Annotated in this window: 12 protein-coding genes; 4 read left to right on the top strand and 8 right to left on the bottom strand. The window is 71.8% G+C overall.

All coding sequences use genetic code 11. The features are described from left to right. Positions 1-149: 149 nt before the first annotated feature. From WMF11_RS36900 to WMF11_RS36865, 8 genes are all read right to left on the bottom strand, one after another. A complete protein-coding gene (locus tag WMF11_RS36900; protein ID WP_437974080.1) occupies positions 150-1259 on the bottom strand; it encodes a hypothetical protein in 1110 nt (369 codons plus the stop codon). Further along, complete coding sequence (locus tag WMF11_RS36895; protein WP_437974079.1) at positions 1256-2797, bottom strand: KGGVGR-motif variant AAA ATPase; 1542 nt, start codon at positions 2795-2797, stop codon at positions 1256-1258. The genes WMF11_RS36900 and WMF11_RS36895 overlap by 4 nt, the downstream gene beginning before the upstream one ends. Continuing rightward, positions 2794-3285 (bottom strand): hypothetical protein, encoded by a 492-nt coding sequence (locus WMF11_RS36890; RefSeq protein ID WP_437974078.1) that lies wholly within the window; start codon positions 3283-3285, stop codon positions 2794-2796. Before WMF11_RS36890 ends, WMF11_RS36895 begins: the two co-directional genes overlap by 4 nt. A gap of 334 nt (positions 3286-3619) precedes the next feature. Beyond that, positions 3620-4072: a helix-turn-helix domain-containing protein gene (locus WMF11_RS36885; RefSeq protein ID WP_437974077.1), complete on the bottom strand. Its 453-nt coding sequence runs from the start codon at positions 4070-4072 to the stop codon at positions 3620-3622. A 288-nt stretch (positions 4073-4360) separates the two neighbouring features. Further along, complete coding sequence (locus WMF11_RS36880; RefSeq protein WP_437974076.1) at positions 4361-5062, bottom strand: hypothetical protein; 702 nt, start codon at positions 5060-5062, stop codon at positions 4361-4363. A gap of 34 nt (positions 5063-5096) precedes the next feature. Next, positions 5097-6089, bottom strand: coding sequence for a hypothetical protein (locus WMF11_RS36875; RefSeq protein ID WP_437974075.1), 993 nt, complete (start codon positions 6087-6089; stop codon positions 5097-5099). Beyond that, complete coding sequence (locus WMF11_RS36870) at positions 6086-6658, bottom strand: RNA polymerase sigma factor (RefSeq protein ID WP_437974074.1); 573 nt, start codon at positions 6656-6658, stop codon at positions 6086-6088. The genes WMF11_RS36875 and WMF11_RS36870 overlap by 4 nt, the downstream gene beginning before the upstream one ends. Positions 6659-6715: 57 nt before the next feature. Then, the gene (locus WMF11_RS36865; protein WP_437974073.1) at positions 6716-7774 is read right to left on the bottom strand and encodes a hypothetical protein; all 1059 of its coding nucleotides are present in this window, start codon (positions 7772-7774) and stop codon (positions 6716-6718) included. Between the two features lie 147 nt (positions 7775-7921). Here WMF11_RS36865 and WMF11_RS36860 point away from each other — a divergent pair, with 147 nt between their 5' ends. From WMF11_RS36860 to WMF11_RS36845, 4 genes are all read left to right on the top strand, one after another. After that, a complete protein-coding gene (locus WMF11_RS36860; protein WP_437974072.1) occupies positions 7922-8143 on the top strand; it encodes a hypothetical protein in 222 nt (73 codons plus the stop codon). A gap of 92 nt (positions 8144-8235) precedes the next feature. Then, positions 8236-9402, top strand: coding sequence for a transposase (locus tag WMF11_RS36855; protein ID WP_437979374.1), 1167 nt, complete (start codon positions 8236-8238; stop codon positions 9400-9402). A 46-nt stretch (positions 9403-9448) separates the two neighbouring features. Beyond that, positions 9449-10780: a hypothetical protein gene (locus WMF11_RS36850; RefSeq protein ID WP_437974071.1), complete on the top strand. Its 1332-nt coding sequence runs from the start codon at positions 9449-9451 to the stop codon at positions 10778-10780. Positions 10781-11400: 620 nt separating this feature from the next. After that, the gene (locus WMF11_RS36845; protein WP_437974070.1) at positions 11401-13848 is read left to right on the top strand and encodes a family 43 glycosylhydrolase; all 2448 of its coding nucleotides are present in this window, start codon (positions 11401-11403) and stop codon (positions 13846-13848) included. Positions 13849-13877: the final 29 nt, after the last annotated feature.

Genomic DNA, 13877 nt, shown 5'->3' with positions numbered 1-13877 from the left:
TCGCCGCCGAGTGGCTCCTGCAGGCGGGAGAGCACGACGCCAAGGTGCTCGCCGAGCACTTCGAGCGGGGCGGCGAGCCGCGGCTCGCGGTGGAGTTCTACCTGCACGCGGCGGAGCAGGCGCTCGCCGGGAGCGACCCGGCCGCCGGTTCACGGGCGCCGGGCCTGCGCGGCGCGGTAGAGGGCGAGGACGCGGGCGCGGCGGCCCTTGTCCATGCGGAAGCCGAGACCGTGCCGCACGATCTCGGGGAGATAGAGCTCATCCTGCTCGACACGGATGACCACGCCGTGGGTCTCGAGAAAGGCGACGTCCGCGCGCGCGAGCTCGAAATCCTCCGCCTGAAAGGGGATTGTTCGCCGCTCCTCGGGCGCCTTGCGAAGACGTTCGAACAGAGGCAAGAGACCGGGGATCTCGACCTCGAGCTCCTTGATCTTCGCTGCCGAGCACTCGACGAGCGCATCGCGGAGCGATCGCGGCGTCAGCTTCGGCTCGTCGGGCACCTTCTCCGCCGCATATCGGACGAGCCGCACGAGATCGCGGGCCTGCAGGCGGCCCTGGAAATCGGACAGGGCGGCGACGACCCAGCGGTCGGTGTGGGCTTCGCGGGATCTCTCGGAGCCCAGGCGGTCGCCCCAGAAGGCCTTGAGTCCCTCGCGCAGCTCGTCGTAGGGCGCGAGCGGGATGCGCTCCGGATCGATGACGTGGAGCCCCGCGCGATCGAGGATCCAGGCGACGAGCCGCAGCGCTTCCGTCGACGTCCAGACGATGGAAAACTTGCCGTGGAGCGCCTCGAACTGGCCGAAATTCTGCGCGATCGCGGCCTGCGCGAGATCGCGGCGCACGAAGGTGACGACGCCGAGGTGGGGCGAGCGCAGGTCGCGCACCCGGAGCGTGAAGCGCTGGAGCAGATCTCGCAGGAGACGTTGCTGGCCTCCGCTGAGGGGGGATTGGGGGCCAGGCTGGAACGAGTCCTCGATCCCGTCGATCGCGAGGCACACGGCCACGCCGCGCTGGGCGAGCGCGGCGGCGACGGCCTCGACGCTCACCCCGGCGGTCTCTGGAAGACCGAGGCGCGCGGCGACGCGCCGGGTCCAGAACTCCGTGTCGTCCGTGTCCCGGGTGAGGGCTCGATCGAGGTCGGTGCGCATCGCGTCCTCGGTGAGCGGTGCCTCCGTGCCCGGAGGGCGCGGGCCGAGGGCTTCCCAGACGAGACGCTCGGCGTCCGCCACCTTCGCGGCGAGATCCGGCTGTTTGTTCACCGGGCTGAGGAGAGGAAAGACGAAGGCCTGATGTTGACCCGGGAGCGGAAGAGCGGGGGCGCTGCTGGAGACCAGCGCGGAGAACTCCCGCCAGTCGCCGGCCAGGACCATCTGACCCCAGGCGAAGGTCTTCCCGGCCCCCTTCGCGCCCAGCACCACGGCGGCGGGAGGCCCATGGGGAACTGGTCGACCAGTGCCGCGAGGGCCGGGGTCACCAGGAGGCTGAGCTTGGCGTTGCCCTCCGCGTACTCGAGCTTCCTGGCTTCCGCTGCGACCGCTTTCAGGCCGCGTGCCGTTGGAGCCGGTGAGGGCGTGTCCGCGGGCGTCGCCCGGGGCGCGAGCAGCGCCGCGAGTCGGGGCGCTGCGCGCTTCCCCAGGTCTGTCCCGGGGAGCAGATCGCGCAGCAGCTGCTCGACGGAATCGAACCGGATGAGCGCCTCCGCGAAGTGGGCCTCATGTACGTTGCCCTGCACCGCTTCCTCCGCGATGTCGTCTGCGGCGTGGGGAATGGAGTCCTGCAGATCACCGGAGAGGCGCGCGATGGCCTCGCTCGTGAAGGAGGGAGGGATCATCGAGAGGACCACCTCGGGGCGCCTTTCCTTCCGCACGCGGCTTCTCATGCGCTCCAGCACGAAGGTGGTACCCCGGATCGACTGCCCGCTGCACGACGTCACCAGGATCGTCTGGACCCGCGGATCCAGCAGGAGAGGGGAGGAGAGCTCGGTGACGCCCGCGCGGAGATCAACGAGGACAACATCGACGCCGAGCGCCTGACCCAGCGCCGCGAGCGCCTCCGCGATGACGTGCGCCCGCCCCGGTCCTCGCACGACCTGCTCGATCGTGACCGGCTGCGCGAAGAGCTGCTCCTTGTCGCGGTGGGACGGAAGGAAATAGAAGGTGGCGCGACCCCCGGAGAGCTCCAGCCCTTCGCTGTTCCGGCGGAGCCGCTCGGTGGCGAGCGGGAGCACGGCGCGCCAGTCGTCCGCGTCGTGCACGAGCGCGAGGAAGTCGAGCAGGCAGAATCGGTCGGGGGGGCCGGGGATCTCGAACGTCAGCCCCGGGGCCTCGAGATCCGCGTCGACCACGAGAACATGGCCCCCTCGCGGGGGCGGCTCGATCAGCGCTCCGAGGGTGGCCAGAAGCGTGGTCGTACGGCCGACGCCGCCCTTGTACGAATAGAACGCCGCGAGCCTCGGAGAGCCCTCGGGGAGCGGATGGATAGGGCCCGGGACTTCCTTGGCGTCGGTCCAGAGGGGGCGGACCACGTGAGGCGACGGCGTCGCGTCTTCGTCTGACTCGTGGATCTCGATGCGGAGCGATCGGGGCGCCTTGAGCGTCGACTCGAGCGCCAGCGTCACGCCGTCGACGGCGATCTTGGGTCCGAACACATCGGCGAGTCGCCTCGCCACGTCCGCGCGGCGTCCGGGCGCGCACGTGACGTTGAGCGCCTCGAGGTCCGCCGAGACTTCGAGCCAGGGCGGAGCCTCCTCGCCTCGCAGGGCGCGCTCCACGTCTCGCCATGTGTACAACGGGGTCATCGGATGTTCTCCTCGAGGTACTTCAGCACCGCTTTTGCCGAGATCAGGAGGCTTCTACGGGAATCCACGGACAGGCGCCGCCCGTAGCGCAGCGCCTCGTGGATCCGGTCCGGGCCCACGTCCTCGTCGGGCTCCACCAACCTGACCGCGTGAAAGCGCGGCGTCTGGCCGACCAGTCGGAGCAGCTCGTCGAGGTGGTGCGTCAGGTCGTCCTTGTCGAGCTTGAGCGTGGTCTTCTTGCCTCTCCTGTCGAGCAGGACCCGCTTGAGGCCGCACTCGATCGCATAGATGACGAGGAGCAGCGACGAGTCGCTCAGCTCGGCGCCGTTGAGTCCGGCGTCCTTGTGGCGCCGGAAGGCTCTCTTGAGCTGCTCGGAGCTGACGTGCGTCTTGGCGCCGCCGGGGTCGGCCCGCTGCATCATCCGGTCGGCGACGAGCGTGCTCGCGTACTCGAAGCACGCTCGCATCTCCTCGCGGGTGATGTTCACGTGATCGCCTGACGTCGTCGTCGACCTTCGCGAGCGCCGCGAGCACGTCCTCCACCGCGTCCCCCGTCCGCTTGAAGACGGGCCGGGTCCCGGCGTGCGGCGCTGGGATGATGTGGTCACTCCAGGGCACGGCCGGCACCGTAGTGCAAGCGCGCGGCGGTTGTCATCGGCGCCCGTGCCGCGGAGCGAGAGCTCGGTTCGCCAGGGTTCACGATGACGCCAGCTGCCCCGGGGAGACCGGATCCGATGGCCTGGAGGCAGCCAGCTGCCCCGGGGAGCTCGGATCCGATGGTCCGGAGGCAGCCAGCACACCCGCCATCCCGCGCGCGCACCCTCACGGCCCCTCGTCGCCGTCGGTCCCCCCGTCGAACCAGCGCTGTAGCGTCCGCCGGTCGACGCCCAGCAGCGCCGCCGCCCGCTGCTTCTTGCCGCCCACGCGCCGCAGGACGATCTGCGCATACTCGCGCTGGAGCTCGTCGAGCGTCATCAGCCGGTCCGCCGCCACCTCCAGGAAATCCGGCGCGCCGCGCCGGGCGCGCACGCCCTCGGGGCGGTCGTCCGGGGAGATCCGACCGCCGTCGCAGAGCGCCGCCACCCGCTCGATCGCGTTCTCCAGCTCGCGGACGTTGCCGGGCCAGTCGTGCGCGAGCAGGCGCTTCGCCGCCGCGCCCGAGAACCCCGCGATCGGCTTGCCCGCGTGCGCGGCCGCGCGGGCCAGGAAGTGCTCGGCCAGCGGCAGGATGTCGTCCGTCCGGTGCCTGAGCGGCGGGATCGCGATCTCGATCACCGCGAGCCGATAGAAGAGGTCCTCGCGAAAGGCGCGCTCGGCGACTCACCCCGAGCTCCCCGCGCGCCACCCGCTCCACGCCCGCCACGATCGCGCCGGCCGGCCGCCCCACCGTCGCCCGGCTCGCGAACGCGGCGATCAGCGCCGTCGCGGCGAGGAGCGCGGCGCCGGCGAGCGCCAGCCCGCGGTTCGAGCTGCGCGCGAACGCGTCCAGGTAGCGGAGCTCCCGGACGACCACGGCGACGACCGACAGCCCGCGCCGCGAGAACGTGACGCGGCCTGCGCGGATCAGGGGCAACGCGGGACCACGTGGTCCGGGCGCGAGTCCTCGAGGCGCACGGTGATGGCCGTGTCATCGATGCTCAGGACCTCGATCGTGCCCTCGGTGAGGGGCGACTCCCTTCCCCCACCGTTGCCCATAGCGTCAACCCACTCGGTGTGGAATGCGATCACGTCGGTCGACGAGAAGTCGTACTTGCCCACCTTCTGCAGCGATGGCGGCAGCCCTATCAGCGTCTGGTTCCGACTCGGGCCACCGAGGCCGCCTACGAACACGGGATCGCTGCATGTCCACGTTCCTTCGTAGACGACGGCGATGAGGAGCGTCTTCGGTTCGAGCACCTCGCCGGGCTCGAGCCAGTTCTGCTTCTGGGCGGGCGTGAGGGTCGTGATCTGCTCGTTGAAGAGCGCGAAGGCGGGTTCCGCCAGCGCGCCCGGGGCGCCGCCCGTGCCCGCCACCGTGGTGCTCTCCGGGGCGCCGCCGGTGCCCCCCACCGTGGTGCTCTCCGGGGCGCCGGAGGTGGTGCTCTCCGGGGCGCCGCCGGTGCTCGTCGCGGTGTCGGGACCACCGCCCTCGCCGGACTCGTCGCCGATCTGGAGATCCGTCGAGCAGCCGCCGACGACCAGCGAAGTCGCCGCAAGCGAAGCGAGAATGAGGAGATTCGCGGCGCGCAACGGACGCGAGGCGCGCGAAGAGAAGCGATTCGACATTGGAGTTCTCCATCGAAGGGACCGCATCGTGCGGTCACTGGGTACGTGGAGAGACCGGCCCATTTTTTTGAGATGGTTCCTCGAGGCCGAGCGACTCGAGCCTGCCGCGGTACGCCGAGCCGGGGAACCGCTCGAGCAGGCTTGCGGCGCGGGCGCGCGCCTCGGCCGCGCGGCCGAGGGCGAGCAGGGCGCGGATGGCAATGAGCTCGCGCTCCTGACCGAGCGCGCCGGCGGGGAAGCGCCGCGCATGGTCGCCCGTGAGCGCGAGGGCCGAGCCTGGGTCGGCGGCGAGCGCGTCCTGCGCGCGCTGGAGCAGGTGGACCTCGGTCTCCGCCTCCTCGGCGGCGCCGGCGGAAGGAGGGCTCGCGCTCGCGGGAGCCCCGCTGCTCGGCGCGCGCAGCGCGCGGATCTCCGCCTCCTCCGCGCGCGGCGCGGCGGCGGTCGCGCCCCGGGGGAGCTCGCCGCGGGGCGCACTCGCGCTCGAGGGCTCACCCGCCGCGCCGCGCGCGGCCTCCGGTCCAGCGTGCCCGGCGTTATCGAGGCCGGGATCCACGGGCGGCGAGCGGGCGGGGGTGGGCGCGGGGACGCTCGGCCCAGCGGCGCTCGCAATGACGCTGGGCGCGGGCTCGCTCGGCGCGGTGACGGCATGGCGCGGCGCGGTGACGGCGTCGCGCCACCACACGCCGCCCACGACGGCGAGCCCGAGGAGCGCGCCGAGGAGCGCGCTGGGGATCACGGAAGGCGCCGCGGCGGCCGCGGCGAGGTGCCCGGGCGTGAGCGGAGGCGAAGGGGTCGGCGGCGCAGCGGCCGGCGGCGCGGCGGTCGGCGGCGAGTTGCCCGGCGGCGAAGGGGCCGGCGGCGAGGCGCCGGAGGGCGGGAGCGGCCCCAGCGGGAGGCGCGCGGCGAGGCGGGCGAGGTCGGAGGGCCCCGGCAGCTCGCGCTGACCCGCGCGCAGGACGGCGCGCACGGCGTCGGTAGTGTCGGAGGAGGCGTCGACGAGGCGCGGCGGATCCTGGGGTTTGCTCAAGGCACTCTCCTCCCGGCCGTGGCGCGCCGCAGGGCGGCCTCGACCACCCGGCGCGCCGCGTAGAGCCGCGCGTACGCCGTCTGAAGCGGGCAGCCCACCGCCTCGGCGACCTCCGTCATCGGCAGCTCCTCCAGCTCGAAGAGCACGAACACCGCGCGCTTGTCGTCGTCGAGCGTCTGCACGCACGCGTCGAGGAGCGCGCGCGCCTCCCGGTCCTCGAGCGCCCCGTGCTGATCCTCGGGCGCTACCTGCTCGGGCAGATCGGCGCGCGTGGACTCGCGGCGCCGGTGGGCGCGCTTGCGGTAATCGGCCGCGACCCGGACGCAGATGCCGTACATCCAGGTCTGGACCGACGATCGGCCCTCGAAGCTCGCGAGGCGCCGGTGGACGATCATGAAGACCTCCTGACAGACGTCCTCCGCGTCGGCGTCGTGGACGCCGAGCCGCCGCAGCGCGCGCCAGACGAAGGGCGCGTGATCGACGAAGAGCTGCTCGAAGGACGGGACCAGACCTCCCGGCGCGGGGCTCGCGCGCGGTGGGCGTTCGAGCGCGTTGGCGAGCGGGGACATGCGCTGGGGTGAGTGGAGGGGCGGGCGAGGCGTTTTGAAGCGATCGACGCGGCCCGGTCACGGCAGCTCGAGGCCGAGGCCGAGGTCGAGGATCGCCGCCACTGGCGACGCCTGGAAGACGTTGTGCCGCGCGCCCGCCGCGTCGGTATAGAAATAGACGTCCCGCACGGTCGGCACCGCGATCCCGAGCCCGACGGCCCCGAACAGCGGGCCCACGAAGCGCTGCCGCACGCGCGTGTCGAGGTTCAGGTCGACGACGAGCCGCTCATGGCGGAACCTGCTCGGCAGCGCGGGCCCCTCGACGCGCAGCGACCCGAGCATCGCGCCGATGCAGCCCGAGAGCGCCGTCCCGCCGCGCGCGGTCTCGAGTGGGCACACGGACAGCGTCCCGTGTGCGAGCGAGAACGCCGGCGATCCGGGCACCTCGGAGACGACGGGGCTCGCCCACAGCGCGCCGCCCAGGGCGAACCCCGGCCCTCGCGGCGGCGCCACGTGCACGCGAACCCCGAGCCCGACGCTCGCGGGCCCGGGCACGAGCCCGAGCCCCCCCACCGCAGCCACCGCGCCCCCCACCCGCCAGGGCGCGCTCGAGGCCGCCGGAGCAGGCGGACACACCGCAAGCGCCGGAGCCCCGGTCACGCGCGGCGGGAGCTGTACGAGCCGCACCGGCGCGCCTGCGCCCGGCGCTCCCCCACCCGCGCTCGCTGCCGGGCCGCCAGGGGGCACGAGCGAGGCGTCGGGATCGATGAGCAACGCGATCACGAGCTCGAGCTGCTCGTCGATCGCCCGGCAATCGACCTGATCGGCCTCGAGCTCCCGCGATCCGATCGCCGCCCCGCCCGCGCCGAACAGGCGGATCGTCGCTCGCCAGACGCTGGCCTCCTGCGAGCGCTCGATCCGCCCCTCGATGGCCACCTCCGCGAGGGTGGGCGGCACGAACGCGACCCGCCCAAGCCGCCGCTCCACGGCCAGCGCGAGCGTCCGCGCGTCGACGCACGCCTCGGCCCCGGGCATGCGCACCCACGCGAGGGACGAGGTGCGCGGGGCCGCATCGGCGTGGCGATCGAAGGTGCCCAGCGCGGCCCCGGCGAGGAGCGCGAGCGCCGCGGATCTCATGCCGCCGCTTATCCATTCGCTCGGCGACGTCGTCAAGGCACGGCGCCGGGCGCGCGGCGGAACGAGTCGCCCGGCGCGACGCTCCTCTGGCGGCTGGAGGGCGACGACGACGGCCTCGACGCGCGCGGGCCGCGCCAGGCCTACGCGATGGGGCAGTTCGTCGTCGCCGCCTCCGACGGCCTGGGGCTCCTGGTCGTCGGCGCCGTCATCGAAGGCAACCACGACGGCGGAGACGTCGCGCTCTGGGACGTGGGCGCGTGCCGCTGGCGCGCCAGGCTCTACGACGGCCACAGGATGGGGCTCGCGAGCGCCGCGGCGTTCACGCGCGACGGGGCGCTCGTGGCGGTGGCCATCGCCGAGCTGCACTGACCGCGGCGGGTCGCATCTTCGTCGAGGAGCTCGCGCGCTGGCAGAAACAGAAGGCGACCGAGCGCGGCACGCCCGGCGGCGAGACCGGCTCGGTGACCTTCGTGCAACGGTTCGACTCTACGCTTGGGAGCATCGTGCACTTCCACGTCGTCGCGCTCGATGGCGTATTTACTCGACAGGACGGTCCCGAGGTCGTTTTCCACCAGGGCCCTGCGCCCTCGCGCGACGACATCGCCGCTGTCGCCGCGCGCGTCGAGAAGCGCATGATGCGGTGGCTGCGGCGGAGCAAGCTCGTGGACGACCGGCCGAGCGAGGAGCGCTCCAACGAGGTCCCCGAGCTCTCCCCGCTCGAAGCGTGCATGCAACTGTCGTTCTTCGGCGGCACCTTTGTGCGCCTCGATCAGGACGGCGTCCCCCTCGCAGAGGCGGACGACGAGGATCGCTTCCGCCCCCGGGGCAAGAGCCCGTGGGCCGGCGAGGTGGCAGGCTTCAACATCCATGCGGGCGTCACGCTCCGCGCGGGGGATCGCGCCGGCCTTGAACGGCTGTGCCTCTACGGCGCGCGCCCGCCCTTCAGCCTGGAGCGCATCTCGCTCCTGCCCGATGGCCGCGTCGCGTACCGTCTTCGCAAGCCCCGTCGCAACGGCGCGACTCACCTGGTGCTGGCGCCCGTGCATTTTCTGGCGCGCATCGCGGCTCTCGTGCCTCCACCCCGGTACCCGTTGCTGCGCCTTTCCGGCGTGCTCGCGTCGGGCTCGTCGTGGCGAGCCGCCGTGGTGGCTCACGGACCCGCGGCGACGGGCATCCCGGTGCCGGAAACGAAGACGAAGACGAGCGCGACGGCGCCACCGACGTGCGCCAACGACATCACGGCGCCACCTCCCGCGGCTACCTGGGACCCTCCGGCGAGCGCGCGCACGAGCCTCGGCGACGGCATCGTCCTGCCGGTCTACGCACGCATCGACTGGGCTTCGCTCATCCGCCGCGTCTATTGGGAGGATGCGCTCGCGTGTCCGTGCGGTGGGCGCTGGCGGCTCGTCGCCGACATCGGTCAACGTGCGCAGCGCGAAGCCATCGTGGCGCTCCTGACCCATCTCGGCATCCCCACCGAGCCGCCGCCCATCGCCAGGGCCAGAGACTTGTCGTGCCGCGCGGCACCGAAGACCTCGTCGCACGGGCGTGCGCTCGGCGCTCGCTGGAACAGCTCGGTGACGATGCCGACGAACGGCGGCATCACGATCCACGACCGCTGGGGTTGACAGAATGGCACGGAATAGCCAGTCACGCCCGGGCTTTTCATAGCCGATGACAGACAGCAAGGCGCGACTCCGGAGGAGGCTGAAGCATCTGGGCGTCGGGCTCGCGGCTACGGCCGCGCTTTTCGTGCTCTTCCGGGCCGGCGCATCGGCCTGGGGGCAATCCCGGCTCCGCGATTACGTGGATGCCACCGAGGCCGAGTGGGACGCAGAGCGCGCGCAGATCCGCGAGCGCGCGCGGGCCGCCCGCGCAGGCGCCGGAGGCGAGGACTGCGGGGCGAGCTATGCGAGAATACCGATGATCCCGCTGAGCCCCCTTTCCCAGATGTTGGAGCAAGCGATCGAGGCTGGGCCCAGCGCGCCGCTCTCCCCCGAGCTCCTCGCCGTTCTCGAGCGGCAGCGCCCGGCGCTGGACGCCTTCCGGCAGGCGGCGCGGTGCTCTCACGTCGAGCTGGCGAAAGACGAGCCGGTGGGCGATCTCGCGCTGGTGTGGCCGGCGCTGAGGGCGAGCCGACTGGCCTTGATCGAGGGGCACGCGCTCGCGGCCAGGGGAGACGCGCGCGGCGCCCTTGATCGCTATCTCACCGTGGCCAGGGTCAGCGCGGACATGTCCGCTGGGTCGCACACCGCTGTCGTGATCAGCGCGTTTGCCGCCACGCCCGCGTACCGCGGCGTCGCCGCGCTGGTCGCCGGCGCCCCGCGGCTCGCGCCCGCGGAGCTCGCCGAGCTGGACCAGGCGCTCGCGGAGCGAGGGCGCCACCTGCCTCTGCTCTCCGACGCTATCCGGAAGGAGCGCTTGGACCTCCGGAAGACGGCCGTGGGCCTGAGCGAGGGGGGCACTTCCGCCGAGGAGATCCCTCTTCGCGTGACGTCCACCAGCGTTCTCGCGCTCACCCTGGTGCTCCCGGCGGACGCCGTGTTCGGCGAGGGCATCCCCCAGCTCGACGCACGGCTGCGGCGCGCGGAGCAGATCGCGCTCGATGCGCAGCGCGATCCGTCTCAGATAGGACGATTCCGGGAGCTCGCGATCGACTCCCTCGCCGCCGAGGCCACCCCGTTCGGCACGTTCCGTGACCCTGAGTTTCTCCAGGACCTGGCGCGGCGGGATTGCGCCCTGCGAGCGTCGCATCTCCTCGCGCGCGCGGCCGTCGAGGCGGAGCGGGCGTATACGGACGGCGGCTACCCCGAGGCGCTCCCGGCCCTCGCGCAAGACCCTTGTGGGACAGGACCTCTCGTATACAGAAAGAGCCCGGACGGCGGTGGTTACAGCCTGTTCAGCGTCGGCAAGGATGGCAAGGCAGGCGGTCCGCGCGCCGAAAACGGCAGGATCAGCGACGGCGACGATCTCGTCGTCACCCGGCGAGGAGAGGGCATCCGGTAGCCCCCGCGGCGGCGCCCGACCCGGGTTGCCTGTAACCGGCTGTCCGAGAGGCCGCCGAGATCTCCTGGCGAGGAGACGGTCCTCCACGGGCTGGTTCGACACGATCTGACGTGCGGCCGGGAGCGCCGCCGAAGAGGCGATGAGCCGCTGAAGGAACTCGACGTGTTTCAGATGCAGCCGGGGTATACCGCGCCCACCATCGTGCGCGGCGAGACGAGGGGAGGCCGGATGCGGCTCGCCCCCGCCTCGCTCGACGCCGGTTGCGCGCTGGCGAGGCTCGCCGTCCAGGAGGACATCGACCCAGATTCCGTGCGTCACCGCGTTCGCCCACATCAGCGCTGGTCGGGGCCAATCCGGCTCGTGGAGACCGTCGGGCGTGGAGGGGGTGGAGCACTGGCCAGGCGGCAGCGATTTCGATAACCAGTTATCGAGCAGAGGCCGCTCCGCCGCACGGGCCAGCCGGACGACCTCGCGCCCGTCGCGAGGGAAATTGACACCCGTCGTGTGAGCGTTCACAGTGGGCCCGCGCTCGTCCTTTCGATCCGAAGACTGCACGGCCCGTCATGCGCACCCGTCAGCGATCCTTGTAGCCGGGATTGGCGGCCAGAACGACTCAGGACATGACGATGAGAAAACACAGCGCTTGCATCACGGCGATGATCCTGATCGGGTCCCTGCCCATGTCCTGCGGAGGGGACGAGCGGGTAGCGCCCGTGGAATATCCCCTGACCATCGAGGCGAAGGGGGACGGGACGACTGATCCTCCGCCTGGAACCTACCTGCACAGGGCCGGCGCAGTGGTGACCGTGACCGCCAGACCCGCGCCGAGCGCCGACTTCACGGGATGGAGCGGGGCCGCGAGCGAGGCGGACGACGTCGTGGAGGTCACGGTGGACGGGAACAAGACGCTGACCGCCGCCTTCGAGACAGCGAGCTGGCCGGGCGAGCCCCAGTCCACCTACCTCAACCCGATCCTGCCCGGCGATCACCCGGACATGAACATCTACATCGAGGGGGACGATTTCTACATCACCGGCTCCAGCTTCAACATCTCACCCAACGTCGAGATCCTGCGCTCGCGGGACCTCATCCGCTGGGAGCGCGTGTCGCGCGTCGTCGATCCGGCGTGGTCCGGCCTGGAGGCCTCGACCTCGGCGGGGGGCGGGACGTGGGGCGGCTTCATCGTCAAGGTCGCTTCCGGATACAGGGTCTACTTCGCCGTCAACTTCAATCAGTACTTCGCGGAGGCCGAGAGCCTGGCAGGGCCCTGGGGAGAGCCCGTTCACGTGGAGCCCGTGGGCCCCTACACGCCGCCCGGAGAGGACCCGGAGCTCGTCTCGTTCGACCGCGGGACCGGCTATGACGACTCGGTGTTCGTCGACGACGACGGGACCACGTACCTGGTCGTGAAGGCGGGGCAGTGCAAATGGAATGGAGCGACGGGCGGCGAGGAGAACAACTTCGGCGTCAACCTGCTCCAGAAGATCGATCCCGAGACCGGGCAGCTCAGCGGCGAGTCGATCGATCTCAGCTTCGTCAACTGGGACGTGGAGAACGGGGGGTGCGGTGATCCCGCGGCCAACCCCGACAGCGCGGTCGAGGAAAACTGGGCCGAGGGGCCCACCATGACGAAGCGAAACGGCTTCTACTACTACTTCGACTCGACCCACACGGGGTGCGGCGGCGAGCAGTACGGGTGGCGCTCGGCCACGCTGAGCAGCAACCCCGAGGACTGGACGCCGCTGGGCAGCGTCCTCAAGGGAGAGGCCCCGTTCAGCGGCGCGCAGCACAGCACCGCGCCGTTCCAGATCTCCGACGGCACGTGGTGGGTCTTCTCCCACTCGTACGAGTGCGACAACAACCGGCGTGGCCTGGGCCGGCAGGGGTTGCTCAGCCAGGTGACCTGGATCGACGACGCGAGCGGCGCCGGGGTCCCGGTCGTGAACGGTCGCCTGGGCGAGCCGGCGCCGGCGCCGGCGCTGCCGCCGAGCGACATCCCGTTCCTGCTGCCCGTCAACGACGAGTTCACCGGGGACAAGCTCTCACCGGCCTGGACTTTCTACGGCAACATGCCGTCCGATCGCTATTCGGTCACCGACCGCGCCGGGTGGCTCCGGCTCAAGCCGGCGGAGGACGAGACGCGGTGGGTGATCCAGAAGGACGCGCTGCACGCCAAGGCGATGGTCGTGAGGATGGACTTCGCCCCCGAAGCGGAGGGCGACGCGGCTGGCGTCCGCCTGGGCAACGCCGTCCCGGAGCCGGATCTCACGACGTTCCCGACGTGGATGCACCCGATCAGCCAGGAGGTGTCGGTGGCGCGCGTCCGGGCGGACGCAGAAGACCGGATCCGCTTCTCGTTCCGGTCGGTCGTCCCTGTCCTCAACGCCGATGAGAGCGCCTATGAAGCGGTGGACGCGACCGAGATCCGCTTCGATGCCCCGGCGCCGGCCGAGCGAACCCTCTGGCTGAAGCTGGTGCACGGCACGGACCACGAGGCCACCGGCTGGTTCAGCACGGACCGCCTGACCTGGACCCAGGTGGGCGAGCCGATCGACATCAGCGCGCTCGAGGACTACGATACGGTCAACAACGGCTGGGTCGGCAGCCAGGCCGGCGTCTTTGCCAGCAACGCGAGCGCTGACTTCGACCTGTTCACGTACCGCGACGGCTTCACCGCGATCGCGGCCGCGGAGCCGGACCAGGAGTCCGGCACCGAGGTTGTGTCGAGCCAGTCGGCAGGGCCGGTGCTGGGCGGCCTGGAGGACGGCGACTGGGCCATGTACGGCAGCGTCGATCTGGGCAGCGGCGGCGTGGCGTCGGTCGAGATCGAGCTGCAGGCCTCCAGCGCGAAGGGCGGCGCCGTCGAGGTATGGCTCGACCCGCTGGCGGGCGGCCGCCGCGTCGCGACCTGCGATGTCCCCGCCACCGGCGGCTGGGAGACCTGGACGACCGTGACATGCAAGGTGAGCGCCGTCGGCTCCCACGAGGTCTACCTGAGGGCAAAGGGCGGCTCTGGTGAGCTGCTGCGCCTCGCGTCCCTCCGCTTCGTGCCTGGGAAGAACGGATGAGCTCAGCGTAATGTAGACAAGCAAGCGGG

Source organism: Sorangium sp. So ce295 (assembly GCF_051527405.1).
Lineage (GTDB): Bacteria > Myxococcota_A > Polyangia > Polyangiales > Polyangiaceae > Sorangium > Sorangium cellulosum_B.
The sequence above is the reverse complement of the archived record's forward strand: the minus strand, read 5'-3'. Positions and strand labels throughout refer to the sequence as shown.

Coding starts and splice junctions, on each gene's coding strand:
- WMF11_RS36870 (WP_437974074.1), bottom strand. CDS start 6,658: ATGTCCCCGCTCGCCAACGCGCTCGAACGCCCACCGCGCGCGAGCCCC.
- WMF11_RS36845 (WP_437974070.1), top strand. CDS start 11,401: ATGACGATGAGAAAACACAGCGCTTGCATCACGGCGATGATCCTGATC.
- WMF11_RS36895 (WP_437974079.1), bottom strand. CDS start 2,797: ATGACCCCGTTGTACACATGGCGAGACGTGGAGCGCGCCCTGCGAGGC.
- WMF11_RS36860 (WP_437974072.1), top strand. CDS start 7,922: ATGGGGCAGTTCGTCGTCGCCGCCTCCGACGGCCTGGGGCTCCTGGTC.
- WMF11_RS36850 (WP_437974071.1), top strand. CDS start 9,449: ATGACAGACAGCAAGGCGCGACTCCGGAGGAGGCTGAAGCATCTGGGC.
- WMF11_RS36880 (WP_437974076.1), bottom strand. CDS start 5,062: ATGTCGAATCGCTTCTCTTCGCGCGCCTCGCGTCCGTTGCGCGCCGCG.
- WMF11_RS36865 (WP_437974073.1), bottom strand. CDS start 7,774: ATGAGATCCGCGGCGCTCGCGCTCCTCGCCGGGGCCGCGCTGGGCACC.